Origin of the sequence: Oceaniferula spumae (assembly GCF_042849255.1) — a bacterium.
In the GTDB taxonomy this organism is placed as follows: Bacteria; Verrucomicrobiota; Verrucomicrobiia; order Verrucomicrobiales; family Akkermansiaceae; genus Oceaniferula; species Oceaniferula spumae.
The window spans coordinates 2,606,889-2,631,789 of sequence record NZ_AP026866.1 but is presented as its reverse complement, the minus strand read 5'-3'; the positions used below and the strand labels follow the sequence as shown (position 1 = coordinate 2,631,789).

Sequence of the window (24,901 nt, the reverse complement as noted above, 5' to 3'; positions counted from 1 at the left end):
AGAACTTTTGATATGGACCGCAGAGCTTTTCTCGCCACTTCGTCACTCGCCGCTGGAGGAGCTCTGATAGGTCGTGCTTCGGCACAGCCAGCAGCAGCCGAATCCGCACAGCCAGCTAATATTCTGCTCTCGATGAAGGGCGGCATGTGCAAAGCCGGTAAAACACTGGAGGAAAAGTTCTCTGTTCTGAAAAAACTCGGCTACGATGGCATCGAGCTCGATTCGCCAGGCGGCCAGAACAAAAAGGAGGCCATCGCCGCCGCCAAGAAAACCGGCTTACCCATTCACGGTGTGGTCGATTCCATCCATTGGAAAACCACTCTCTCAGACCCCTCCGCCGAAGTGCGTGAGAAGGGCCTTCAAGGTTTGCTAACAGCTATCCGTGAGTCGCATCAAGTTGGCGGAACATCCGTTCTGATCGTGCCTGGTGTGGCGAAGGGCAAAGTGAGTCATCAGGAGGCGTGGGATCGATCAATTGCAGAACTTCGCAAGGCCTTGCCGCTGGCATCACAACTCGGGATCCACATTCTGATCGAGAACGTCTGGAACAATATGTTCTATGACCCGAAGGGAGGAGAAAATCAAACCGCCGAGCTGTTAGTGAAATACATCGATGAAGTCAACTCGCCTTGGGTGGGTTCTTATTTCGATATCGGCAACCATCAGAAGTTTGGAAAACCTGCCGACTGGATTCGTTCCCTTGGCAAACGCATCGTTAAACTCGATGTGAAAGACTGGGGTAAGAAAAACGGCTTCTGCAAGATCGGTGAAGGCGATGTTGATTGGGCCGATGTTAGAAAAGCACTCGTCGAGATCAACTACAACGGCTGGGCCACCGCCGAGGTGAAGGGCGGCGATGAAGCCCGCTGTGCGGAAATCCTCGCCAACATGAAAAAGCACGTGTTAGGTGCTTAAATCTCGTCGGTTCCAAGTCCAAGCATGGTGCGCAGTCCTTCGAGCGCGGCTTTTTCCTCCTTGCTGATCTTGGAGCCGAACCCGAGAAAGCCACCGGAGGCATTCGCGATTTCGTAACCAATGGCATACAGCGCCTGTCGCACAGGTTTGCTTTCAGCCTCTGGATATCCATCGAGCACCTGCAGGAACTCCACCATCTGTAATGTAGGTGCTTTGCCCTCGCTGAACATGTCCACGAATAAGCTCTGAAAATTATCACGTGCCTCAGTGAGCATTGTCTTAATCAGTGGGGTTCGCCCGAGCTCACTAACTGCGAGCATGGTTTGGAATGTGCGGATTTCCTTCTCGTCGACGTCACCATCCGCAGCGGCGATCAACAGGAAGACAAGTATGGGTCCTTTTGCCAGAGATTTCTTAAGGGGAGGCGGTTGGTTGATTCCAGCGGAACTGCTCTGTCCGCTCACAGCCGTCGGCATAGGCATTCCGGACGACGTGACTTTTGGCGCGCTGGGATCGAGCGCTTTCATGATCTCCGGATGTTCGGAGTATTTGAAAAGTGGAACATAACAATGCGGCCCTAACATCTCAACGTGGTCGCTCATCACCTCGATGAATTTCTCAGGTGCAATGGGCTCACCGTTGAACAGTGGCTGGGTATCAGCTGATGGGGATTCCGGCTGATCGAGTAGTACGATGCCATCCGCCTCCATGCTGATGATGGTGGGCACTCCTCCGGCGATGTTGATGGTCAGTTGCTGGCCATCCGGTTTCTCCATGACCATATTGCTCGCCCAGTGAGCTTCGGTGTAGCGTTTCATCTTTTCGACCAATTGATCGTGCAAGTCGGGAGCTTGCAGGTCGTCTTTGGAGAGGTCGATATGCAAAAATCCATAGAGCACCGGCAGAGTGATCACGCCGTTATCGGACTCTTCCGCGGTTTTTGAAAAGCCGGTAACGAACATACTCCACAGCTCTTGTTCAGCCTGGGAAAAGTCGAGTTTGCCCGCTGGCACCGCTTGGTGATCTACCTGAACTTGAGCGCCACATTCTACGCCAGCTTCAGCCATGGCTGTGGCGAGTTCCCAATCCCGTTTTCCGGTTCCGGTGGGCATGCTTAGCACGATGCCTTGGTCATGGTTTTTCACCGTCACACCTCGGATGCCACCGGCAGGGTGAACCCAGACAGAGGCGTCCTCAGTGGGAGCGCGATCTTCCTCGTCATCGAACAGAATCAAGTCCGGGTCCTCCATGTCCAATGTCATCAAGGTGAGTGGAGACATTTTCCATTCGTTTTCCACGAACATGAAATTCCCCAGCTCCCTACGCCATTTGTTTTTATCAAATCCGGCACCCGATAGTTCGATTTCAACTCCCATGGTGAATGTGATATGGGTTTAGCAACGCGGTGACAAGGTCATTCAACGAACCTTTTGATTCGACAGCCCAATCATCTGGTCTACCGTTCCCAGTTATGAGTTTCATTTCTCAGGCCGTGCTCAGCATCACACTAGCCGTCGTCGTTTCCGCCCAAGCGCCCACGGAACTGACGTGGAAGAATTTTGATGAAGTGGCGAACTATGTTCGACTGAAACCGGCCGACGAGATCTATCAAACGGTGACGTGGTTAGACACTGTGTTGGCAGGTCATCAAGAGGCACAGAAGCAGGACAAACCATTGCTGCTCTGGCTCTACTTCGGAGATCCACGCGCGAACTGCTGACAGAATGGCGTCAAAACGAGACAGTTAGTCTTCAACAATGCCGAGGTAGCCAAGTTCGCCAGGGAGAATTTTGTCTGTGTCGCCGCCAGTGACGTGGATTACAAAAACCTTCCTGATGCAGCCAAAGCCAAGGGCGAGTATCAGTTTCTTAAACAAGGGCTAACAGGAGCACCGCATGGGATTCACCAAGGGATCTACGTCGTAAGTCCGGGTGGGAAGTATCTGAAACAATGCAACGTCGGCTGGCCAAAGCTGGATCCTGTGAAAGCGCTGGAGAACATGAAGCAGGCGCTGGCGGAATTTCGTAGCATGCCAAAAAGCGAGCGGCTGGCTACGACAGCCATGAAGGAGTCAGACCGATCCATGCCGGTCAGCCATCACCTTTCCCCTGCTCCGGAGTGGTTGAAAATCCGCAGCACGACTCGCAGCTACGACTTTGCGGACATGGAATATTTCGACCAACGGCATCCGGACTATTACAAAATCGACCGACTGTGGATGACTCCGGAAACGACTCGAACGCTACTGCCCGAGAAACTTGAAGTCGGTGAAACCAGAGCCATCGAAGGCCGAGCACTCAATCACCTGGTCTATGATTGTCACCTCATGTTAGGTTGCCCGCCGTGGCCTGAGGAATCGATCAAGACCGCTAAGTTGGATGTTAAAGTTGTCGGTAAAAAAGGAAGCCTGGTGGATCTCCGGTATGCGGGTGATTTTCATTTCGACTCCGATTCAAAATGGAATAAATCCGCCTACCGAGGGAAATTGTTAGGCAAGGCTGTCTGGGACGAGGATAAGAAAAAATTCACCAGCTTAACTTGGGTAAGCTTAGGCCAAGATAACAAACGTGAGCTCAAGCCAAACGAAACGCGTGGCAAGGTTCACATCACCACCGTCGGTAGCGTGCTGGAACTGGACCCACGGAACCCGAACGATCTCAACATCCTGCCTCATCGATGGAAGTATGGTTACCCCAAGGAGATGAAGCAAAAACTCGGCGCGAAAGAGTAACCGACTTTAAACGAACTCCTTCGGAATCTCAAAGCCTTCACGATACTCCCGACTGACCACCGTGGCATTGGCCGCATCGTGATTGATGAAGCGGCAAGTTTTACTATCCCAGCCCATCTCTATATTCGGAAACGCAGTGAGCTTCGCCGGTAACAGTGAGAGCTCGGTGATCAGGCAGCCCGTTTGGAACGGCGACCACAAATGCTTCTTCGCGCCCAAGCAGTTAGAGACCCAGTCGTGCCAATGATGGTGCTTGGTCGTCTTCGGCATCGTCAGTGAGTTCTTCACACTTTTGCCGTCCTTATAGATATTCCATCCGCGGCCATCAGCAGAACTGATCAGCGTGCCGGCCTCAGTATCGATCATCGTCTGGTGCTCGCCAAATTTGATATTGTCTGGAAATTGATAGTCGCTCGACTTTGGTTTCTCGCCATCAGTGACATGAACGGTGAACTCTTTCCCGCCACTGGCTTCGATACCAGCGAAGGTCAGCTTGCTGTGGAAATTCTGGCCGAAGGTGACTTTGTGCGGTTTGCTCTTACTCAGGGTGACCGCTTTCTTAGGGCCTGTTGTTAATCCCATGCCATAGACCACGGCATCGACGAGGTGCGGTGTCCAGTCGCCCATCATTCCACTGCCAAACTCCCAGCATGCACGCCATTTTTTGTTGAACAGCTCAGGGTTGAAATCGACGTCTTGCTTTGAACACCCGAGCCATTGATCCCAGGCACCATTGGAGGGTTCCTTGGCGGAAGAGTCTGGATATTCGTCCAGATTAGGAGGGAGGAAATAGCGGCTGGCACTCATCGGTTTCGACCAGACCCATGAGTCCTTGATCGCTCCAAGTGCGCCAGTGCGGAGGAGTTCCACAAATTGCATTTTCAGCGGTGAGCAGGAGCGCTGGTTACCCATCTGTGTCACGAGATGAGGTTTGGCAGCGATCGCTTTGCGCAGCATCCGGAGTTCGTCCAACTGGTGCAGCAGCGGCTTCTCGGCGTAGACGTGTTTATCCATCGCCATCGCCTGCATGATAATCGGCCCGTGCATGTGGTCGGGCGTGCTGATGACCACGGCGTCAAACTGATCAGCGTGCTCGGTGAAAATTTTCCGGTAATCGAGCTCGAAGCGAGCCTTCGGGTATTTCTTTTTCCACTGCTGTATCGCCGCCACATTGACATCGCAAAAAGCGAAAGCCTCGGCATCGGGATGAGACAACACGCTGTGAACATTCGCCTGCCCGCGATTACCCACACCGATGAAAACTACGCGCAGTTTTTTGCTGTCTTGCGCCTGCACCGAGCCAGCACCAAGCGCCGCCAACGAGGCAGCGGAGCTTAGTTGAATAAACGAACGGCGGCTGTAGCCCGAAGCTGTCATGGAATTCTGCATTCCAGTCATACGAAGCGGGTGATGTTTTTTTGCAAGCCCCAAAAAAATCCATGTGATGGCCGATCAAAAACATCGGTTGAGAAATACGGAATAAAGCACGACTGTGCGACTCATACATATCATGAAGCTGCTACCCCCAAAACTTTTGAAACGATCGATGTTGATCGCTCTTTTTACCGCTGTCTCAAGCACACTTGCCATGGCTGATTGGTACAGTGATTATGATGGCCTGCTACGCAAATACGTCACTCCACAAGGTGTGAAATACAAGGAATGGAAAGCAAACGCGGCAGATGTGCAAAAGCTTCATGGCGTGACGGATGCCATTGCCAAATACGCTCCCGCCGGCGACTACAATGCCAAGCTAGCCTTCCACCTGAACGCCTACAATGCGTGGATACTGCGGGCAGTCATCGATAACTATCCGATGAAAAGCATCAAGGATGTGAAGACCTTCTTTTTCAAACGCTACGATATTAAAGTCTCCGGCCGTGAGATGAGTTTTTCCCATCTGGAGAACGACATCATCAGGAAAAAATTCAAAGAGCCGCGCATTCATTTCGCACTCAACTGTGCCAGCGAATCCTGTCCGCCCTTGCTGAATAAAGCATTCCACGGCAACACTCTGGGTCGGTCACTAGACAAGTTGACCAAAGATTTTATCAATTCGCCAAGAGGTGTGAAAGTTTCAGGCGACAAAGTGATGCTCTCGAGTATCTTTGACTGGTATAAAGAAGATTTCGGCGATGTTGATGACTACATCAACAAATACCGCCGTGAAAAGATCAGCGGCAAGATTAGTTATCAAGACTATGACTGGTCGTTGAACGAAGCCCGATAAAGCGGGTTAGCACATGTTATTGTGCGGTTGTTGTCCTCCGGGTTCGTCACAGTGTTTTCATGCGCCAAGGCGAATCCGGGGGTTACTTTTTTTGGTGGTTGGTGGTCAGTGGTAAGTAGACAGTAGCTGGGGTTCGGAGCGCAGACACCAGCGCCGGAGGTGCGAAAGAGACTAGCGCGGGGTGAAACCCCAGGAGAATACGTTCACCGTATGATCAAGTTCCGGAGGAACGATAGAAGCTTGATGCGCCGAACCTCTGTCGTTCCTCCGGAACTTGATGCTCTAGACGATCAGGCTCCTGGGGATTGACCCCGCCGCTAGTCCCTGTCGCCGCAGTCCAAATTACTCACTCACGTTGGCGGCATTCAGCTCTTTGTTTTTCTCGATCAGCTTCGGCCATTGGGCGTCGGCTTTTTCGACATTGCTGGCGAAGTCAGCATGGAAATCATCGGCATACTCGGGGTTTAAATCGAGGTAGAGTTTGCCGTCGCGGACTTTCCACGTGCTGATATCGACGGGCAACAGTGAGCCGTAGGAAGCTGCCAGGGCGGAGAAACCGCCATACTGAGGCAGGTATTTTCCCGGTTCTTTGTTAAAGCTCTCTTTATGCTCGTGGGAGGCGAACATGTAGACCGCACCTTCGTGGGTGGAGGTAATTTCAGGTTCTCCATGAACCGCTTTTCCTTCAGTGAAAAAGGCAACCGGATCAAAGCCATTGATCGCGATCTGAGTGACGCCGGAGGTATTGACCAGTGATTTTTCCACCGTCACCTTGGTGCCGCTGGCAGATTTGGTGCAGGCGAGCGAAACCGTGGCCAGCAGAGCGGCGGCTATGGGTGAAACATACTTTGATCTCATGTCAGGTGGGAGTCCTGACCGACTGGATTATTCCATCTAACCGCGCCGGATTTCAGAGCCCTTGAAGCGGATGGCGATGCGGAACACGCGCTTCTCACGGCAGGAAATATGACCCGTCTCAACATCAAAATGATCAGGAACCTCTACCCGGTGAATGTCCACGGAGGCGAAGAATCCACGCTCGGAGAAGACATCAATCAGCATGGCAAGCGCCAGCGGGTCTTCGAGTAAATCGTCCTCAGAGTTAATGTGGGCCATGCCTGAGATGGCGTGTGGTTTTACAATCGGGATGATTTTTTCCTCAATGAAGGTGACTACTTCATCGAACAGATTCGGGTGCTCGAGGCGGTAGCGATCGATGCGATAAACCAGGTCACGTCGCGCGTGTTTGACGATCTGAGCGGCCTCCGGAAGGTTGCGCAGCACATCGTAGGTGCGGGGATCAAGCTCCAGTGAGCTTTGATACTCCAGCTCCTTGAGAATTTTCTGCTGCACCTCTTCGAGTGGCAGCTGGGCGTTGATGAAGTGGTAATGGAAGATCTGTTTCAGCGAGACCAAGGCATCGTAGGTTTTCTCCTTGAACGTGCGGTAGCGGTTGCGCGCCAGGTCTTCATTGGTATCGGTGGGGCGCTCTTCCAAAAGTTCACCGGTGCCGGTGCGTTTGACTTCTTCGTTGTGGGCGATGACTTCACGTCCGCGTTTGAGCTGACGGGCGATACTTTCTGCCTCGTCCACGAAGAGCACCATGATGTGGTAAATCGGCTGCTTGAAATGAACCTTGAGCGGTGTGTCCTGGTAGGCACGGCGCAGGCTGACCATTTTATCGTAGAGCATTTTAATACACTCCACCTGCACGGTCGTCCGTGGGAAGCCGTCTAACACAACGCCCTCGCGGTAAATGGGATCAAGCATTCCGCGGAAGAGAATATCGACGACTTCGCGGTCGCCCACCATGTTTCCTCCCGCTTTCAGCGCTTCCATGGCAGGAGTATCGAGCAGGGAGCTGACCACGATGGGAGGGGCTGTGATGTCGCGTACTTTGCAAATGTAAGCCGTGTTCGTTCCCTTACCGGAGCCGGGCGCACCACCCAGCAGGATAATCTCCTTGGGAAAGCGCATGTTTTCACGGCCGCGTTCAGCCTCTAATCCGTCCCAGACGGAGTTAAAGATCAGCTGGGCGTCTTTGACTTCCAGGTCAGGGCTCTTTTTGTGGGTGGAATCAGGCGTGCTCACGGGCTTGTGGTTAGAGAAAAGAGGGGATCTAGTCGAGGTTATTACATCTCAGAGATGTGACATGCTGCCTTAGGCCAGTGCTTTGGTGAGCACTTCAGTCGCGGCCTCTGAATACTGCAGTTCTTGGGCAGCCTGATGTCCGCGGTCGCTCATCTTCGCCCAGGTCTTTTGCACAATGTTGACCATCTTGTCGGCTTCGGTATCGGCGATGAGGTCATCAAATTGATATTGGAGAAAGACAAGGCAAAGCGCGTCTTCGAGCGTTTGGCAGTCGGGATCAGATTTTAGGTTCTTTTTCTGATTGAGTTCCTGCACACGTGCGATGGTATCTTCCGGATAGCCGACCTCACGCAGAATCTTGGCTGAGGTTTCTGCGTGGAATTTCTTCAGGCCCTCACGCCATTTCAAATATCCAGCGCGACCCATGGGCTGGGTGTCACGCGGCACCTCCCAGCGACGAATGTGCTGGCAGCGGGAAGCGAGCTGAAGCGGTTCGCTGGCGTCCGGGTCAAGCTCCAGAACGGCCTTGGTCAGTCGCTCTGCGAAGACCAGTTCCTTGGGCCGATTCTCCCCATCCACCACGATGTGATTGGGGTCCTCTGCATTGCTTTGATCAAATAAATCGAAGGCGCGCTCAAGCTGGTCATTCATACCGCAATCCTGAGGAACGATTGGCAATCAAGCAATGACCATTTTGATCGATTGCGACTGTATTTAGCGGTCGTTGTCCGAGTTTTTAGCAGCGATGTGCTCCTCGGGTGTTTCACGCCACATCAGCAGGCCACGGAAGAAGTCGCCCAGTTTCTTGGAGCCACTGTGGGACTCGCGCTGGATTTCTAACACCGCTTGCTCGTAGGTGTCACTTTTCTCGATGCTCTTGCGGATGCCGGGCATGCGCTCCTTGAGCTCAGCTTCCAGCTCGGACAGGAGGTCTCCTCCATCGTCACGGATCGCTTCCAGTTTACCTCTGAGAAGTCGCTGGGTGCGACGCAGACCGATGGTCAGCTGGCCAAGCTCGGCGACATCCTGATCGTCGGGATACTTACCTTGCAGGTGCTGGACACGCTCGGACATTTCCTTTTCCAATCTCTCCAGTCGTTCATCGTAGTTGGTGAGCTTCTGGTCGAAATTATTTTCGAGGTCTTCGCAAAGGTGAATGAGATCTTCTTTCATAGTTTCCTAACTTCACACAGATTTGGTGTGTCTTCAAGTCAGCAGTTTGTATTGAGGATGCAGAGTCTTGACAGTATGACTGCATGCGTCCAGTGATCCCGGTTCAGACCATGACTCCTCTACTTGAAATTCTTCACACCGATGACTGCTTTGTGGTGGTGAACAAGGAGGCGGGGATGCTTTCCGTGCCAGGCAGGGGGCCGGAAAAAATCGACAGCGTGGCACACCGTGTACGTCAGATGTTTCCAGACTGTATTGAGCAACCTGCAGCACACAGGTTGGACATGGATACCTCCGGTTTGATGGTGGTGGCATTGACGGCAGAGGCTCATCGTGAGCTCTCGAGACAGTTCCATGAACGTGAGACTGAAAAACGATATGTAGCTCTACTGGAAGGTGTGTTAGAAGCTGATAGCGGAACCATCGAGCTTCCGTTCAGGCTGGATGTCGATAACCGCCCAATCCAGATTTACGATGAAGTGCATGGCAAGATGGGCACCACTCATTGGGAAAAGATCGGGATCGAAAACGGACTGACGAGGATTTCGTTTACTCCTGTCACTGGACGCACCCATCAGCTGCGGCTACATGCGGCGCACGAAAAAGGGCTCGGTATTCCCATCGTCGGTGACCCCTTCTACGGCAACGGCACTGGCCCCGGGCAGATGAAACTCCATGCATGTGAACTAACTTTTAGCCATCCAGTCACAGGACAACGCATGACTTTTGTCTCTGAGCCGGCGTTTTGACGCGATTTTAGGTTGTCAATCGGCTGTTGGTGTTTTAACTAACGCCCGTGCCGGAGAAAATCGCTCTGGATCCACAAACAAAGCGGGTATAGCTTAATGGTAAAGCTCCAGCCTTCCAAGCTGATCATGCGAGTTCGATTCTCGCTACCCGCTCCATTCAACACCCTCTGAGGGTGTTTTTTTTTGTGTCCGGATCTCGATACGAAAACCGCTATCAATTCTCAGGGTAGCGAGATGAGAACTCCTCCGGAGGCACGAGTTCGAGCGCACAGTCATCGTGTATCACGATGTATCCTTCGGTTAAAAATCCGGAGTAGGATTTTTACAATTCAGCACAGCCTAAGTGGGCGAAGGCATTCTCGCTACCCGCTCCATCTAACATCCTTCGAGGGTATTTTTTAATGTCAATCCTGCCTCATAAGTCGTTACCAAAGTCAGGGTGTAAGGGCCGTTGGACCCAAGCTGACATCGCCTGTGCTCGTAATTTTAAATTCAAACACAACTACAATTTCCTTTTAGAAATGTGTTGATTGAGTGCTAAGCAACCCCTTAATATATGGATCCCCTGATTGCTGCTTGTTGTTTGAGTGTATGAAAACGAATACACTACAACATGAAAACAATACAAACAATGATAGCAGTCGCCGGTTTAGGGTGTCTGCCAGTAAACGGAGCTGTGATAACTTTTGAATCGCTCCCTGGGGGCGGGACACCTACAGATAACCAGAGGGGTCAACCGACTTATCAGGACGGAGGGACCACGGCCAGCTTTGGCTTTCTCGCCGATACGGGAAATCCATTTACTACGTCAGTGAATGTTGCGGCTGTGGTCTTCGAACAGCGTCAGAAGCCCAATCAGAACAATACTCAGGATCGGACTTTCGCCTACACCAGTCTAGGTTCAACCGACGTTGATAGAACCGACACCAATGGGAATAACATCGCGGATGGTCAGGGTGGAGCATGGTTTATCCGGACCCAAAGAGGATACTCATCTGCTCTAACCGGGCAAACGGGGAACGAGACCAATCAGAATATAACAACAGGGCAATTTCTTGTTACATACACGGGAGTTTTGCCAACTAGCTTGTCCGGAGAGCTTTGGGATATCGACTCCAGCAATGGGGATGTAGAGCGATACACAGTTCGCGCTTACGATGGTTTGGGAAACGTGATCGCTTCACAGATCAGCCCGGCAGGTCTTGGAGAATCCGCCGGGAACACTCTGGACGGAAGACCTTGGACGTTCAGCTTTGACGGTCTGTCTCAGGGCGTCGCATACGTGGGTATTCAGCAAACTGGTGGTCCTCCACGCGGATTCGCGTTTGATAACTTCAATGCCACCTCAGGCGTGCCTGAGCCAAGCACATCCATCTTGGCATTCATGGGAATAGGCTGCCTGTTGATGCGTCGCAATCGCTAACAGCGGTTGATCGGTGCACGATTTCAAGAAGCCGTGGTGTGAATCACGGCTTCTTGATCTAAGGAGTAGAGTCCTTTCGCAAGGGAACCGTTAGCAATGTCGCTAGCACGACCATCGCAGCGCTGGTCCATAAGCAAGCGGTTAGGCCGCCGACTAGGAACATAACACCGGAAAGCAAGGTTCCGAGCAACCGACCCCACGCATTTCCCATGTAGTAAAAACCGACATTCAGCGCGACTTCATCATCGTTGGTGAAGTTCAGAATCAGATAGGAATGCACCGCCGAATTGACTGCAAACACGATACCGAACAGGGCCAAACCGCTGAGAAGTGAGGCAACAGGGTGGAAGTCCAGCATGATGGCTACCGCGAGAGCGGCCGTGGTGATGGCCAGAATTCCCGCCCAGGTGACCGCCGCTTGGTTAGGATCTGTTTTCCTGACAAACTTTGGTGCCGCTGCCTGCACGAAACCGTAACCGATTACCCAAGCGGCCATGAAGGAACCGACTTGGTTAAAGCTCCAGCCGAGGCTTTCTTTGAGGAATACAGGCAGGGCCACCACAAACCAGACGTCGCGCGAAGCAAAGAGGAACAGTCGGGCTGCCGACAGCCAGTTGATCTCCCGGCTTTTGGAAAACAGCTGGTTGAATTTCACCTTTTGCTTGGTCTTGCCCATGTCCTGTTTCAGGTAAATGAGCGAGGCCAATAGCACTAAAGCAAGACCTCCAGCCATCGCCCACAGTGCGCCTTGGAAGCCAAGCCATGTCAGCAAAACTCCCCCTAACAGAAAGCCGACACCCTTCAGCGCGTTTTTTGATCCGGTTAAAATAGACACCCACTTGAACAACGCCCCACTCTGATCCGCGACGAGTAATTTCACTGCACTCTTCGAACTCATCTTGGTGAGATCCTTGGCAATGCCTGAGAGGGCCTGTGATGTCATTACGTAACTCACCGAGAGGGCGGTGGCCCAGGCTGGGTTCATCAGGGAAAGCATCACCAATGCCAGAACTTGAAGTGTCAGGCCGGCGTAGAGGGTGAATTTCAATCCCGTCCGCGATCCAAGCCAGCCGCCTAACAGGTTTGTCAGCACTCCACAGAACTCGTAGAGCAAAAACAGAAATGCCAGACTAACAGGCGAGTAACCAAGCGCATGGAAGTGCAACAGCACCAGCATGCGCAATGCTCCGTCAGTGAGGGTAAACCCCCAGTAGGAGGCAGTGACGATGGCGTAGCTTTTTGTGTTCATTGTTTGATGTCCGCTAAATACGCGAATTACGCGAAAGAGCAGAGCTTGTGGACTCAGAGGATAGGAAAATTTTCGCGTATTTGGCGTATTTCGCGGTCAAAGAGAATTCGCTACCTTAGCGGTCAGTTCCATCATGCGGGTGGCGTAGCCGACTTCGTTGTCATACCAGACGAGGATCTTCACCTGCGTTCCGTTGGTGACCATGGTGCTTGGGGCGTCGACGATGCCTGAGCGCGGATCATTGGTGTAGTCAGCGGAAACCAGCGGTTTTTCCTCGTAGCCGAGAATGCCCTGGAGTTCACCCTCTGATGCCTCCTTGAGTAGGGCGTTGACTTCCTCGACGGTGGTGGCTTTTTCCATCTCGAACACACAGTCAGTTAGAGAGGCGTTCAGCAGCGGAACACGCACGGCTACTCCGTCCAACTTCCCTTTTAACTCTGGGTAAATCATGGTGATGGCGGTGGCGGAACCCGTGGTGGTGGGGATCAGAGAGTTGACGCATGAGCGGGCACGGCGCAGGTCCTTGTGCGGAGCATCCACAATGGTCTGGGTATTGGTCAGATCATGCATGGTGGTGATCATGCCGTGTTTGATACCGATCTTTTCCTGCATGACTTTGACTACCGGAGCGAGGCAGTTGGTGGTGCAGGAGGCGGCTGTTAGGATGTTGTGCTCGGTGGGATCATAGAGGTGATCGTTGCAGCCCATGACGACATTGAGCGCGCCTTGTTTGACCGGTGCGGCAACGATGACTTTCTTCACTCCGGCATCGAAGTAGGGTTGCAGCGTCTCAGGAGATTTATGCACCCCGGTGCTATCGATGACGATATCGATGCCTTCGAGGTTCATGCCAGCCGGAGTGGCTGCGTTGCCGTATTCAATGCGGGTGCCTTCCACGCTGATGTGATCGTTTCCAAACTGGATATCTCGGTCCCAGCGACCGTGCACTGTATCGAACTCCAGCAAATGAGCCGCCGTTTGCGGTCCTCCGTGAAGTTCATTGATGCGAGTGATTTGGTAATCCTTGCTGTCCCAGCCGGCACGAAAACCGAGCCGACCCATGCGGCCGAAGCCATTGATTGCGATGTTCATTGTTCAGTTGTTGGTTGTGAGTAGTAAAATAGTCAGATTTCTAACAGCACTCGCTGTTTGGTGAGCAGATTTCAGGTTTTCCCTGGCAGCAGTCTTCCGTGAGGAAATGCATCAGCGCTTTCATGCCTCCGACATTGAGGCGATAGATGATCGAGCGACCGTCGCGTTCAGAGTCGACTAATCCAGCGTGGGTGAGTTCTTTGAGATGAAAAGAGAGCGTTGGCTTGGGGATACCCAACTGCTGGGAGATGTCTCCGGCGCAGATGCCCTTTTCACCACACTTCACAAGCAGGCGAAATACCTCCAGCCGTGATGGCTGAGCTAGGGCGGAGAGCGTGCTGGCTGCTTCTTTCAGTTCCATGGTTATGGAAATATAAAAATATTAACCAGAGGTCAATTCAAATTCATGTGACACCTGTGTCACCAAGTATCTAAACATGACTTCTATGGGCTGAAACAAGATTAAGGGGTGATGAGCTGGGATTCCTATCGATGGTGCAAAAATCTATGAGCAGAAATGCGTTTTGCACCAATATGAGCTCCCTTTAATTTGATATGGATTATCGGTAATTGTTGTAACTGTCACAAATAGATATTGTTAGTCGGGTTGTGATGGAGGCCATAAAAAATGGCCCACTGCCTGCAATATAAGAATCACTATGATAACTAACTTACATCAACTCTACATTCATCAGATCAAAGATCTGCACAGTGCCGAAACTCAAATTCTTGAAGCACTGCCAAAATTAGCAGCGAAAGCCAATTGTGATAAACTGCGCGATGCATTCAACCATCACTTGGAAGAAACCCGCGACCAGCTCGAACGCATCAATAACATCCTAGCCGCTCACAACGAGCCCAGAGGCACTGACGTGTGTGACGCTACTAAAGGGTTAATCAAGGAAGGCGACAAACTCATGCTGGAAATGACAGGCGACGCTGTTGACGCCGGACTCATCGCTTCAGCTCAACGTGTCGAGCATTACGAAATTGCCGCTTACGGCACGGCGAAAGAATACGCTGATCAGTTAGGCTACGACAACGACGTGGATTTGCTCGATAAAACCCTCGAGGAAGAGAGCAACGCCAATGAAAGCCTCACCAAAATTGCAACCGGTGGATTCTTCTCATCGGGAGTAAACGAGGAAGCAAAAGTAAGCTCTTAACTGCTCATCAACATCTCCGGTTGAGCTACGTCGCTCAGCCAATCAAAAGAAATAAACCAATAGACGAAAGGAAACACCATGAACTGGGACCAAATTGAAGGAAACTGGAAACAAGCCAAAGGCAAAGTCAAAGAAAAGTGGGGTAAACTCACTGACGATGATCTGGATGTAGCATCCGGAAAAAAAGACCAACTGGTCGGTAAAATCCAGGAACGTTACGGCTGCGCAAAAGAAGAAGCCGAGAAACAAGCAGACGAATTCGCTCGAGGCTACAAGCAATAGCGAACAACGGATGCGGTAAAAGCAGCCTCCCTGTCTTGGCCGGTCAAACGGTTAGAATGGGGAGGCTTTTTTATGAAAACTTAAACCAAGTTACTCCATGCCAAATAAATCCAAAAAAGAATCAGATAAGCAGCTGCGACCTGCGCAAAATCAGGATCGCCAACCAGGGCGCGAAAGTGAAATGGAACCACTGCCGGAATACGAAAATCCGGATTTGAAAGGTAGCGACCGCTTAAAAGGCAAAGTAGCCCTCATCACAGGTGGAGACTCCGGCATTGGGCGGGCCATCGCGGTGGCGTTCGCCAGAGAAGGTGCCGACGTTGCCATTGTTTATATTGAAGAAGATGCCGATGCCAAAAAAACAGCCGAGCTAGTTTCTGAAAAAGGGCGGACTTGCCTGAATTTGAAGTGTGACATTTCGAAACAAAAGAACTGTGAAAAAGCAGTGAACGACACCGTCGAAAAGTTCGGAAGACTCGACGTTCTGATCAACAACGCAGCCGAGCAACATCCGCAGGACTCTATCAGTGAGATCAGTGAAAAGCAGTTGAAGAAAACCTTTGAGACCAATGTTTACCCGTTGTTTTATTTCACCCAGGCCGCACTGCTGCATCTCGAGAAATCTGGCTCGGGAGCGATCATCAACAGCACCTCGGTAACAGCTTACCGAGGAAGTCCGCACCTCCTTGACTACTCGGCAACGAAGGGCGCCATTGTCAGTTTCACCCGTTCATTGGCCGGCGGGCTGGCGCAGAAAAAGATCCGGGTTAACGCCGTGGCACCCGGGCCGATCTGGACGCCACTAATACCCGCCACGTTCTCACCGGACCAAGTGGCGGAATTCGGTGCTGATACGCCTTTGGAGCGCGCGGGCCATCCATGGGAATGCGCGGAATGCTACTTGTTTTTGGCCGGAGCCGAATCCAGCTACATCACAGGTCAAGTGATACACCCTAACGGAGGTGAGATCGTTAACGGGTAACCGATCCCACCCAAAATTTGTTAGGGCATCTGCAGATAGCAGCAGGGAGGCGTTACTCTCTCTGCTAATCTGCTTCTTCAGGTAAATCGTCGTGTTCGGTGGACGCCAATTCTTCGAGCTCTGGTTCCGACATTCTATCAAACATCTCTTTGGACGCTCCTTTCAGTTCGGACGGATCAGTTTCACCACGTTTTGCAGATAGTGCAGCCCCGGCAGCCCGTTGTTGTTTTTTTGATTTCGCTTTCATAACGATTCATATCTCAACAAAAAGCATGCCACGTGATCCCTTGCAGGTTCACCTGCTGATCATCGATGTGCAATTAAGCGGTTTCAAAAGTTGGTGGATATAACTCACTGCTTCATTGATAAGCGCTCTATCTGCTAGGTTCAGGACCCAGAAGCCTGAATGTATAGGAGAGAAGATCCGATTTGTTAGCCTGGCGGATTCGAGTGAGCTTATATCCGAAATAGGGAAGGATAGTCCATTGTACTGCCGGAGAGGAATTATTAGGCAGGCAGCCATGTTTTTTGGAACGATGCCGAAAATTAATCAAGGCGTCCGCAAACTCCCAGTTGGTGTTTTTTGCATATGATAGAGGTGCATTTTGCACCAATTCCGGAGAGTTGGGGGATTCAGTAAATAGCCGAAAGCATGCTGAAATGCCCTATTTATAGGGCTGCCGCGTAAATGAGGCGTGCCAAACAGATTGGAACGATTTTTGCAATAATGGCAGATGCTATGAAAACAACTGAAATCAAAAAACTCGCCAGCGAACTGACCAGATCTGTTTCTGACCGATTGTCCATGATCCACCAAAAATCTGTGTTCCCCGCACTTCTGGGGGCTGCATGTTTAGGTGCAGGATCCCTCTTCATCACAAGTTGTGAAAAAGAAGGACCCGCCGAGAGAGTGGGCAAAGAGCTGGACGAAGCTGCCGATAAAAGTTCCGATAAGCTCGATGAAGCAGCTGAGAAAGCCAAGGAAGAAGCTCGGGAGGCTAAGGAAAAAGCTGAAGAGGCTGCCGAGAACGCTCGTGAAAAGGTTGAGGAAGCTGCCGATGCAGCTCGCGATAAAGCTCGTGAAACCCAGGGCGAAATCGAAGAAGCAATTGAAGAAGGCGACCAGTAACCTGAGCATGCCTTTTTAAAAACCGCACCAAACAATAATATCTAACCAACTAGAACCATGTTAAGCTGGAGCCTGACTTTCCTTGTCATCGCCATCATCGCCGCAGTGCTCGGATTTTCCGGGATTGCGGGGACCGCCGCTGGCATTGCCAAAATACTATTTGTTGTCTTCCTGATCATATGGATTATTTCCATGGTCTTGGGTCGTAAGGCCCCTTGACACAGGTCTGACTAACAAGCTCTCTAATGATTTTTCTCTGGTGAGCCAATACTCTTGGAAATAGTCATACGACTTTCCAATCGATTCCGACTAACCGTGAAGTTTTAGCCATGCTGATTTATCAGCAAGACGGCGGCCTTCTCGGTTAGTCGCTTTTTATAATCCTGGAGAGAGCTTGACTCTATCCACAATCTCTTGGGGAAGGTGTCGCTTCTAACTGATAGAATAGGCGCTCCCCCCTGGTGTGAGAGATTTTCTTTAGATCATCAGCCTATTTTTCATCCTTCTTGTCCTGATTGGGACGGTTAAGGACGATTTTTCCGTCAGGAGATAGATTGGGCTTTTTCGGTTGGTTGACTGGCGTCGGTGATGAGGTCGAGGTTGGTTTTGCGATCTTGGGGCCCTTGTCATCGCTGTCTTTTTTAAGGGAAGTCACAGTAGGTTTGTCTGCTGCGGTTTCGGGCAAGTTGGGCTTGGATCCAGGCAGGACTGGTTTGGCCTGTGGCAGGACGGGCTTCGACTGAGGGAGGCCGGGTTTACTGACCGGAGTTACCGGTGTCGCTGTTGTTGGCTTGGCTTCGGTCTGATCGCCAGATGTTGCAGGTGCAGTAGCTGCACCACGTTCAGGATCGACGATGACATCCTTCGGGTTCACTCGGCCGATGGGAATACTGACGGCTGGAGGAGGGGTGGCTTCCGCTCCTTTGCGAGATGACTGCACGTACATATCATGAACGATTTTTTCAGCATCGACTTCTTTCAGGTCGGGAATTTTCACCGGAGTGGTGTGGCCTTTCATGGTTTTTTCCAGTTGGGCTGCTTCCTTGGCATCACGTTTCATCCATGGAAGTTCGCCGAGCTTGGGTTTTTCCTCTTTGAAATCGCCCCAGATTTTTTCGCGGTCGTCCGTCCAGAGTAGGAAGTGCTCGAGGTCGGCGCTGGCGAGATCGCTGCTCTGTGCGACGGCGGCACCGTAGAAACGCGCGGCCTCCATCACCATACCGTAGTGCATCAGGGCATTAGCGAGTCCTAGGTTTTGCGCAGGCTTGTCCTTATTCACTGTCTGGATACTGGAAAGCAGACGGATGGCTTTACGTGGCGCGCCCTTGGCGAGCACCTTGATGGCGAATCCGAGTTCCAGATCGATGGATGGGATGGCCGGTGCCTCCCAGACCACTACTGCTGCCTCGGCCGATTTTCCGTCGTTGTATAACAGGTGGGCGAGTTTTTTGCGGGTATCCCAGTTGTCAGCATCCTTTGACAGGGTGCTTCTGAGAATGCCTTCGGCTTGCGTGTTGGTGTTTTCTGGTTTGGACATAATGATGTGTGTAGTTTCCTAAGGCAATAACAGCCATAATCCACAGGTTGTCTAGTGGAGATTAGTGGTGCTTGATTTCACCTTCCTGAGAGTGTTTGATAGAATTGTGCTTGGAAAAGGGTCTACATATGGGTCTTCGGTCGTATTTCTGGTGGAAGACGACAGCCGATTGTCCGCGTTGGTAGGCGAGTATCTTCAAAGCGAGGGATACTCCGTCACAATCATCCCCGATGGTTCGGAGGCTGCCGCAAAAATCCCTGCAGAGCAGCCCGATCTGGTGATTCTTGATGTCATGTTGCCAGGGATGGATGGGTTTGAGGTGTGCCGGAGCATCCGCCCGGCCTATTCCGGGCCGATTCTGATGATGACGGCGCGTGACGATGAGGTGGATGAAATCCTGGGTCTGGAAATAGGAGCCGATGACTACCTGACCAAACCGGTGAGGCCGAGGGTGTTGCTCAGCCGGGTGAAGGCGTTGCTGCGGAGATCGACTCAGGATAGCGTGCCGAACAACGGTGCGATGAACTTCGGAGATTTACGCGTGGATATTGCTAACAGACGGGTTGAGGTGGCAGACACCGTCATTCACCTAACAACGGCTGAGCTGGATCTGCTACAACTCTTGGCAGAACATGCTGGCGAAACAATGAGCCGCGACCAGTTGTCACGAAGTTTGCGTGGGATTGATTACGATGGGCTGGATCGCACCATCGATTTGCGTGTGGCACGGCTGCGGAAAAAAATCGAACTTAATCCGTCGCAGCCACGATATATACTATCGGTGCGTGGCGCTGGCTACATGCTACCCCCTGAACCTGATTGCGGATGACCCGACTCTATTTAAAATTGATCCTATTGATGGGAGCTGCGTTCTTACTCAGCGCTGTGATCATTGCGGTGGTTTTTGGCGCATTGCATCAGAAGTACCTTCGACCAAACTTTGCGGAGGAGTTTCAAGCGGTCATTGAGGAATTAGACCCGCTGTTAGCGGGTAAAAGTGCGGAGCAAGCCCAGCGGGTGATTGATCAACAACAACTCAATTTCCGCGCTCGGGTAGTGGCTCTAGATCAAGACGGTGGCTTGGTCGGTTTCCGACCTGCGGGAGCCGATTACAGGGTGGTGTTTGAATCGGATGAGGGTAGATTTGCGACCTTTCAGAGGCAGCAGGGCGGCTCGTTATTGCTGGCCTTGCTGATGACGGCGGCGGTGTTTGGAGCAGCAGCTTTTTTGATCACTTATCCTTTGGTTCGAAGGTTACGTCGGCAAGAGCAGACGATCGGTAGAATTGCGGCTGGTGATCTCAGCGCGCGTGTGGAGGAGAAAGGCAAGGATGCCTTGGGCTTGTTAGGAAAGAGGATCAACTTGATGGCGGATAGGATTACTTCGCTGGTGGATGGACAGAGGCATTTGCTACAGGCGGTGTCTCATGAGATTCGCACACCTGTGGCACGCATTGGGTTTGGGGTCGAGATGATCGAAGCTGCAGAAACTCAGGAGGAACGGCACACACGTATCGCGGCTTTACACGATGACGTCGACGAGATGGAGCGACTGCTGGACGAGCTGATGATGTTCCTGAGAGTGGACTCGGGTGGTACCGAGATCCATAAAACTCCCCTTGAGATTGCCACGACGATCAATGCTCTAATTGCCAAGACTCAAACTCTTTTTCCGGACGTTAAGTTCGAAAACAAAATACCACCGAAAGTGGATATTCAAGCCAGTGCCAACCACCTGCCACGAGCCCTGGAGAACTTGATTCGGAATGCGGCACGTCATGCCACAGGCTTGGTGAAAGTAGTTTGCTCCATGGATGCGGACGCAGTGAACCTTGAGGTGCATGACGATGGGAAAGGAATCGCCCCAGAGGATCGGACGAAAATATTCGATGCTTTTACCCGACTGGACGGAGCAAGGACACGATCGAAGGGTGATGGAGCTGGTCTCGGTCTGGCGATCTGCGAGCGTGTGGTTCGTTTGCATGGCGGCACTATCTCCGTAGGGGACTCACCGCTGGGAGGAGCTGTGTTTGCGGTTAGGATTCCGAGGTCCTGATACATTTTGATACAAACTTGCAACACAAGTGCCACAGACACTTTGCCGTGACGAAGCTAAGGTGTGGCTATGAAAACGAGACGTGAATTCCTAACATCAGCAGTGGCTGCCGGCGTGGTAGCAGGTCTTCCGCGTGCTGTCATGGCTGCGGGGGAGCAGAAAAAATCATACACCAGCCCCAATGTCATCATTGTTCGATTCGGTGGCGGTGTTAGACGTCGCGAAACAATCAACGAGCGAAAAACCTACGCTCCTTATCTCCTGCGTGACTTGGTCCCAAAGGGGACATTCTACCGGAACATGGAAATCGACCGGTTTAAGGACTTGGACACCTCACACGGTGAGGGCACATTGAATATCCTAACAGGGCATTACGCGAAGTATCAGGTGAAGAAGGATGCTTTTGTTCAGCGCTTCGAAGCGGAAGTGCCGACTCTGTTCGAGTATCTCCGGAAAACATATGAGATTCCTGCGCACCAGACTTTGCTGATCAATGGGGAGGACAGGAGTCAGGAGGAGTTTTACAATTTTAGCAACCACCATCTGTTTGGAGCGCAATTCCGCAGCCAGACGATGTCACTTTTCCGCTATAAGATGTGGTTGTTAGAAAAAAGACTGGCTGGTGATCCACCCGAAAACGAACGCCGTAAGATGATGGAAGATCTAAAACAAATGCGGATGATCGATTACCGCACCCGAGGCAAAAATGAGGACCTGCCAGCGATCCGTAGTTTCTGGGAAAAATGGCACGACCACTATGGCAACGACGGATTTAAAAATGCGCGCGGCGACCGACTCCTCACCGAGCTGACGTTGTGGTCGATGAAGCTGCTGAAGCCACGGCTGATGATGATCAATTACAACGATCCAGACTACGTGCATTGGGGGAACATGACTCATTACACAGAGGGGATCAAGGTCATTGATCACGGACTCAGGCAGCTGGTGACTCAGACTCAACTCGATCCATTTTACCGGGATAATACCATTTTCTGCGTTGTGCCTGATTGTGGCAGGGATACCAATCCGCTGCTTTCAGTTCCATGCCAGCACCACTTTAATTCGAAATCATCCCATGAGATCTGGGCGCTCTTGTTCGGGTCTGGAGTTGAAAAAGGCAAAGTCATCGACCGTCGAGTGGATCAGACGCAGATCGCTGGGACACTGGGCAGGTTAATGGGCATGCCCACTAAGTTTGCCGATACCAATATTCTGGAGGAGGCGATAGCATGAAGCGTGGAATCAAATTCGCCCGTCTGCTGAAAGCTTGGCTTTTTGGGTCACTGGGTTGCCTGTCGTTTTTAGGGGCAACGGTGACAGCCGGATGGACGTACCGACTGTGTCGCCGGCGAATCATCGGCTATTGGAACACACAATCGGGGGTGTTAGAATTACATCGATCTCCGAGGTGGATTCGTGGAGAGCAGAAGCCAGCCGGAGGAAAGTGGAATCGGTTTAAGTGGCTATTTGGCTCGCTGAAACTCAATTTCTTGACAGGCATCAAGCATGTGAGCACGGCTCTTCTGGTGACTCTCCTTCCGGGGATGATGTTAGCTTTTGCCTGGTGGGGAGGGTGGAATAATTCGTTTCACAAAGGCTACGAGCAGTCGGGTGTCGGACCAGGGTTGGGGGTGCTCGCCATTCTGCTAATGGCGTTGGCCATGATTTATCTTCCGATGGCACAATCACACCAAGCGATGTCCGGAACCATGCGGTCGTTCTTTGACTTGAAGACGGTGGCCAGAGTCATATCCAGGTCACCATGGGGTAATCTATTGTTAGCAGTGCTGACAACTCTCAGTGGGTTGCCTTTGATTCTTTCTGCGCTGTATCTATCCACAGCGGCGGCCTCCAAGCCTGTGTTGTTAGAAATGCCGCCAGTGGAGATCGTTGCATTTTTGAACTCCTATTACTTTCTGTGGGCGATGCTTTATGTCTTCCCTGCTTTTGTGATGCTGCGATTACTCGCGGCGCGTATTTATGCCAAAGCTGCCTGGTCGTTAGCAAGCGAGGGCAAGTATCATCACGGCGATTTACCGAGTCATTTGGAAATCAGGCCACCAAAGATGGGTGGCAAGTGGCCAAGGAGGGCTTGGAAATCACTGGTGATTTCTACTGCCTATGCGTCACTGGTAGCGTTTGCAATGCAGCCTTTGTTCTCGCAGTTTGCCGCAGCCGTGCCAGTGAAGCGCTGGCTGCTTCACCCGATGGTTCAGTTGCCAGTGCATCGTCATATTCCTCAACCGCTGCAAGAGGCTGCCAGCTCACGTTACGGACACGAGTCCGGCGGCTTTATCAGCTGGTTGGATGATCAGGAGTGAGGCTGGCGGATACGATTACTTCTCCTTCTCGTCATCCTTTTTGAAAGGCACAAACTTCAACACGGTGCCGTTGATGCAATAACGCTGATCGGTGGGAGTGTTGAAACCTTCGCCGGTGAAGACGTGTCCCAGATGGGCATCACAGACCTTGCATTTGACCTCGGTGCGCATGCCATCGGCGTCTGGAAGCGCTTTGACGTTCTTGGCTTTGGACGGGTCATAAAACGATGGCCATCCGCAGTGGGAGTCGAATTTTTCCTTGGATGAAAAAAGCTCAGCGTTGCAGCCGACACAGTAGTAGGTGCCGCCACCTTGTTTTTTAAATTGCTCGTAGACTTTTCCGTTAGGGCGTTCAGTTCCTCCTTGCCGAGCGATGCGGTACTGCTCCGGAGTCAGTTCCTTTTTCCACTCGTCATCAGTCTTCACGACTTTTTTCTCGGGCTGGGCCGGTGTTTCATTGGATGTTTTCATAGGTTTCTGAGTCTGAGCGTTGAGGGCGTAGAATGCAATGCCTCCGCCGATGGCAAGGAGAGCGAGGAAACGAAGTGCAGCTTTCATGGTTTTGATGGGTTGTGTGATTAAGGGTCTACACAAACTGAGAGGCGGCAGACGGCTATATTATTCCCTGCGAGCTGGTGGATGTCAAATTCACCCCGCCAGACCGATGGGGAACAGGATGTTCATGAGCATAGTCAGGAAGAAGTTGAAAATGAGGATGGCCAGTGAGGAAAATACCATCGCATGAGTAGTGCCCTTACCCACTCCCACAGCCCCATGAGATGCCTTGAGACCTTGGTGACACGAGATCAGAACGATCAAGATGCCAAAGATGGTGCCTTTGATCAGAGCGATGTAAATATCAGCGAGTTCAGTGTGCTCGCGCGTGTGCAGGCTCCACCATGCTTCCGAAACCCCGAAGGTTTGAGTGCCCACTACCCAGCTGGCGGCGATGCCGAAGGCAGCTGCTTCTGTGATGAGCAGTGGCACGGAGATGATCATGGCAATCAGGCGTGGAGTGACGAGGTAATCGATCGGATGCACGCTCATTGAACGCAGGGCATCGATCTGCTCGGTGACTTTCATCGTGCCTATTTCCGCGGACATTGAGGCCCCGACCCGGCCAGCCAGCATGATTCCTGTCAGAGTGGGGCCGAGTTCACGCAGCATACCGACGCTCACCAAGGCGCCACCCATCGATTCCATTTTCATGCCGCTGAGCTGGAACAGTCCCTGTGCTGCAAGAACCGCACCGACAAATGCTCCGGTGATGATGACCACCGGCTGAGAGCTGAAACCTATTTCAACCAATTGATCGATGAGTAACCGCCAGCGCTTTTTTCCCCGGATGAGAGATTCCACAATTTGTCCTGCAAGACCAGCTAGCTCCCCGAGGTAGTCGAGAATTCCTAACAGTGGGCGGCCAAGAGCGGAAAGCATGGCGGCAGCTTAGTCCTCGGATCAGAACAAGCCAACAGGAAAAATATTACCCACTCGTCTCATCACGCGGTTGGCAGTTCTTACGTTTACGCTGAAGTGGACACTCAGTGTTCCAGCTTTCTCGGCTAGACCAACACCGGCTAGAGATCATCACATACCGGTGATGTATCAGAAGCATGGTTGCATCTGCGGCCGACGGCTTGGATTAGCTCTGGGGTGTTTTATCGAAGTTGCAAAATGCACGGTCCGGCCGGTTGTTAACCGTGCATTGTGCAAGGTTGCAGCGTTTGGACTTCAGCCTGAAATAACGGGTAGTCGTGTAAAAGACCTCAACATGGC

At 51.8% G+C, this 24,901-nt stretch carries 28 protein-coding genes and 1 tRNA gene; 16 read left to right on the top strand and 13 right to left on the bottom strand.

The features are described 5' to 3' along the window. The first annotated feature begins 12 nt into the window (after window positions 1-12). Entirely contained in the window at window positions 13-915 is a 903-nt protein-coding gene (locus ACSPJT_RS10865; protein ID WP_435892573.1) for a sugar phosphate isomerase/epimerase family protein, read from the top strand. Here ACSPJT_RS10865 and ACSPJT_RS10860 read toward each other — a convergent pair. Continuing rightward, window positions 912-2,291, bottom strand: coding sequence for a tellurite resistance TerB family protein (locus ACSPJT_RS10860; RefSeq protein ID WP_435892572.1), 1,380 nt, complete (start codon window positions 2,289-2,291; stop codon window positions 912-914). The two genes, ACSPJT_RS10865 and ACSPJT_RS10860, sit on opposite strands and share 4 nt — an antisense overlap. A 95-nt stretch (window positions 2,292-2,386) precedes the next feature. Here ACSPJT_RS10860 and ACSPJT_RS10855 point away from each other — a divergent pair, with 95 nt between their 5' ends. After that, window positions 2,387-2,635, top strand: coding sequence for a hypothetical protein (locus tag ACSPJT_RS10855; protein WP_435892571.1), 249 nt, complete (start codon window positions 2,387-2,389; stop codon window positions 2,633-2,635). 93 nt (window positions 2,636-2,728) lie between these two features. Beyond that, complete coding sequence (locus ACSPJT_RS10850; protein ID WP_435892570.1) at window positions 2,729-3,646, top strand: hypothetical protein; 918 nt, start codon at window positions 2,729-2,731, stop codon at window positions 3,644-3,646. A gap of 6 nt (window positions 3,647-3,652) precedes the next feature. On the opposite strand, the gene ACSPJT_RS10845 is transcribed toward ACSPJT_RS10850, so the two are convergent. Continuing rightward, window positions 3,653-5,023: a Gfo/Idh/MocA family protein gene (locus ACSPJT_RS10845; protein ID WP_435892569.1), complete on the bottom strand. Its 1,371-nt coding sequence runs from the start codon at window positions 5,021-5,023 to the stop codon at window positions 3,653-3,655. A 133-nt stretch (window positions 5,024-5,156) separates the two neighbouring features. Here ACSPJT_RS10845 and ACSPJT_RS10840 point away from each other — a divergent pair, with 133 nt between their 5' ends. After that, on the top strand, window positions 5,157-5,876 hold the full coding sequence (locus ACSPJT_RS10840; RefSeq protein ID WP_435892568.1) for a DUF547 domain-containing protein: 720 nt from the start codon (window positions 5,157-5,159) through the stop codon (window positions 5,874-5,876). Between the two features lie 342 nt (window positions 5,877-6,218). On the opposite strand, the gene ACSPJT_RS10835 is transcribed toward ACSPJT_RS10840, so the two are convergent. From ACSPJT_RS10835 to ACSPJT_RS10820, 4 genes are all read right to left on the bottom strand, one after another. Then, window positions 6,219-6,734: a YHS domain-containing (seleno)protein gene (locus ACSPJT_RS10835; RefSeq protein WP_435892567.1), complete on the bottom strand. Its 516-nt coding sequence runs from the start codon at window positions 6,732-6,734 to the stop codon at window positions 6,219-6,221. A 36-nt stretch (window positions 6,735-6,770) separates the two neighbouring features. Then, window positions 6,771-7,967, bottom strand: a complete 1,197-nt coding sequence (locus tag ACSPJT_RS10830; RefSeq protein ID WP_435892566.1) for a nucleoside monophosphate kinase — start codon at window positions 7,965-7,967, stop codon at window positions 6,771-6,773. Between the two features lie 69 nt (window positions 7,968-8,036). Next, window positions 8,037-8,618, bottom strand: coding sequence for a DUF4202 domain-containing protein (locus tag ACSPJT_RS10825; RefSeq protein WP_435892565.1), 582 nt, complete (start codon window positions 8,616-8,618; stop codon window positions 8,037-8,039). Window positions 8,619-8,681: 63 nt separating this feature from the next. Beyond that, on the bottom strand, window positions 8,682-9,140 hold the full coding sequence (locus ACSPJT_RS10820) for a hypothetical protein (RefSeq protein ID WP_435892564.1): 459 nt from the start codon (window positions 9,138-9,140) through the stop codon (window positions 8,682-8,684). A 110-nt stretch (window positions 9,141-9,250) separates the two neighbouring features. Here ACSPJT_RS10820 and ACSPJT_RS10815 point away from each other — a divergent pair, with 110 nt between their 5' ends. The 3 genes from ACSPJT_RS10815 to ACSPJT_RS10805 all read left to right on the top strand — a co-directional run bounded on the left by ACSPJT_RS10815 (window position 9,251) and on the right by ACSPJT_RS10805 (window position 11,312). Continuing rightward, window positions 9,251-9,889, top strand: coding sequence for an RluA family pseudouridine synthase (locus ACSPJT_RS10815; protein ID WP_435892563.1), 639 nt, complete (start codon window positions 9,251-9,253; stop codon window positions 9,887-9,889). Window positions 9,890-9,971: 82 nt separating this feature from the next. Next, window positions 9,972-10,045 (top strand) — tRNA-Gly (locus tag ACSPJT_RS10810). Window positions 10,046-10,502: 457 nt separating this feature from the next. Beyond that, window positions 10,503-11,312 (top strand): PEP-CTERM sorting domain-containing protein, encoded by an 810-nt coding sequence (locus tag ACSPJT_RS10805; RefSeq protein ID WP_435892562.1) that lies wholly within the window; start codon window positions 10,503-10,505, stop codon window positions 11,310-11,312. Window positions 11,313-11,370: 58 nt separating this feature from the next. Here the strand turns inward: ACSPJT_RS10805 and arsJ are convergent, their stop codons facing one another. From arsJ to ACSPJT_RS10790, 3 genes are all read right to left on the bottom strand, one after another. Next, the gene (arsJ, locus tag ACSPJT_RS10800; RefSeq protein ID WP_435892561.1) at window positions 11,371-12,561 is read right to left on the bottom strand and encodes an organoarsenical effux MFS transporter ArsJ; all 1,191 of its coding nucleotides are present in this window, start codon (window positions 12,559-12,561) and stop codon (window positions 11,371-11,373) included. Window positions 12,562-12,657: 96 nt separating this feature from the next. Further along, window positions 12,658-13,653: an ArsJ-associated glyceraldehyde-3-phosphate dehydrogenase gene (locus tag ACSPJT_RS10795; protein ID WP_435892560.1), complete on the bottom strand. Its 996-nt coding sequence runs from the start codon at window positions 13,651-13,653 to the stop codon at window positions 12,658-12,660. 40 nt (window positions 13,654-13,693) lie between these two features. After that, on the bottom strand, window positions 13,694-14,014 hold the full coding sequence (locus ACSPJT_RS10790) for an ArsR/SmtB family transcription factor (protein WP_435892559.1): 321 nt from the start codon (window positions 14,012-14,014) through the stop codon (window positions 13,694-13,696). 298 nt (window positions 14,015-14,312) lie between these two features. Between ACSPJT_RS10790 and ACSPJT_RS10785 the strand changes: the two genes are divergently transcribed. The 3 genes from ACSPJT_RS10785 to ACSPJT_RS10775 all read left to right on the top strand — a co-directional run bounded on the left by ACSPJT_RS10785 (window position 14,313) and on the right by ACSPJT_RS10775 (window position 16,083). Next, complete coding sequence (locus tag ACSPJT_RS10785; protein WP_435892558.1) at window positions 14,313-14,819, top strand: ferritin-like domain-containing protein; 507 nt, start codon at window positions 14,313-14,315, stop codon at window positions 14,817-14,819. 78 nt (window positions 14,820-14,897) lie between these two features. Further along, window positions 14,898-15,101, top strand: a complete 204-nt coding sequence (locus ACSPJT_RS10780; protein WP_435892557.1) for a CsbD family protein — start codon at window positions 14,898-14,900, stop codon at window positions 15,099-15,101. Window positions 15,102-15,198: 97 nt separating this feature from the next. Continuing rightward, on the top strand, window positions 15,199-16,083 hold the full coding sequence (locus ACSPJT_RS10775) for an SDR family oxidoreductase (protein WP_435892556.1): 885 nt from the start codon (window positions 15,199-15,201) through the stop codon (window positions 16,081-16,083). Between the two features lie 64 nt (window positions 16,084-16,147). Here the strand turns inward: ACSPJT_RS10775 and ACSPJT_RS10770 are convergent, their stop codons facing one another. Continuing rightward, the gene (locus ACSPJT_RS10770; protein WP_435892555.1) at window positions 16,148-16,330 is read right to left on the bottom strand and encodes a DUF3008 family protein; all 183 of its coding nucleotides are present in this window, start codon (window positions 16,328-16,330) and stop codon (window positions 16,148-16,150) included. Window positions 16,331-16,822: 492 nt separating this feature from the next. Here ACSPJT_RS10770 and ACSPJT_RS10765 point away from each other — a divergent pair, with 492 nt between their 5' ends. Further along, complete coding sequence (locus tag ACSPJT_RS10765) at window positions 16,823-17,212, top strand: hypothetical protein (protein WP_435892554.1); 390 nt, start codon at window positions 16,823-16,825, stop codon at window positions 17,210-17,212. Window positions 17,213-17,269: 57 nt separating this feature from the next. Continuing rightward, window positions 17,270-17,431 carry a DUF1328 domain-containing protein gene (locus ACSPJT_RS10760; RefSeq protein ID WP_435892553.1) on the top strand — a complete coding sequence of 54 codons (162 nt, stop codon included), beginning with the start codon at window positions 17,270-17,272 and terminating at the stop codon, window positions 17,429-17,431. Between the two features lie 271 nt (window positions 17,432-17,702). On the opposite strand, the gene ACSPJT_RS10755 is transcribed toward ACSPJT_RS10760, so the two are convergent. Beyond that, a complete protein-coding gene (locus tag ACSPJT_RS10755) occupies window positions 17,703-18,749 on the bottom strand; it encodes a hypothetical protein (protein ID WP_435892552.1) in 1,047 nt (348 codons plus the stop codon). Window positions 18,750-18,840: 91 nt separating this feature from the next. On the opposite strand from ACSPJT_RS10755, the gene ACSPJT_RS10750 reads away from it, so the two are divergent. The 4 genes from ACSPJT_RS10750 to ACSPJT_RS10735 all read left to right on the top strand — a co-directional run bounded on the left by ACSPJT_RS10750 (window position 18,841) and on the right by ACSPJT_RS10735 (window position 23,125). Next, complete coding sequence (locus tag ACSPJT_RS10750) at window positions 18,841-19,578, top strand: response regulator (RefSeq protein ID WP_435892551.1); 738 nt, start codon at window positions 18,841-18,843, stop codon at window positions 19,576-19,578. Between the two features lie 29 nt (window positions 19,579-19,607). Next, complete coding sequence (locus tag ACSPJT_RS10745; RefSeq protein ID WP_435892550.1) at window positions 19,608-20,804, top strand: ATP-binding protein; 1,197 nt, start codon at window positions 19,608-19,610, stop codon at window positions 20,802-20,804. A gap of 69 nt (window positions 20,805-20,873) precedes the next feature. Then, window positions 20,874-22,037 carry a sulfatase-like hydrolase/transferase gene (locus ACSPJT_RS10740; protein ID WP_435892549.1) on the top strand — a complete coding sequence of 388 codons (1,164 nt, stop codon included), beginning with the start codon at window positions 20,874-20,876 and terminating at the stop codon, window positions 22,035-22,037. Beyond that, entirely contained in the window at window positions 22,034-23,125 is a 1,092-nt protein-coding gene (locus ACSPJT_RS10735; RefSeq protein WP_435892548.1) for a DUF4013 domain-containing protein, read from the top strand. Before ACSPJT_RS10740 ends, ACSPJT_RS10735 begins: the two co-directional genes overlap by 4 nt. Window positions 23,126-23,140: 15 nt before the next feature. Here ACSPJT_RS10735 and msrB read toward each other — a convergent pair whose 3' ends face one another. Together msrB and ACSPJT_RS10725 are read right to left on the bottom strand one after the other, a co-directional pair. Continuing rightward, the gene (msrB, locus tag ACSPJT_RS10730; protein ID WP_435896197.1) at window positions 23,141-23,596 is read right to left on the bottom strand and encodes a peptide-methionine (R)-S-oxide reductase MsrB; all 456 of its coding nucleotides are present in this window, start codon (window positions 23,594-23,596) and stop codon (window positions 23,141-23,143) included. Between the two features lie 177 nt (window positions 23,597-23,773). Further along, entirely contained in the window at window positions 23,774-24,562 is a 789-nt protein-coding gene (locus tag ACSPJT_RS10725) for an MlaE family ABC transporter permease (RefSeq protein ID WP_435892547.1), read from the bottom strand. Window positions 24,563-24,901 lie beyond the last annotated feature (339 nt).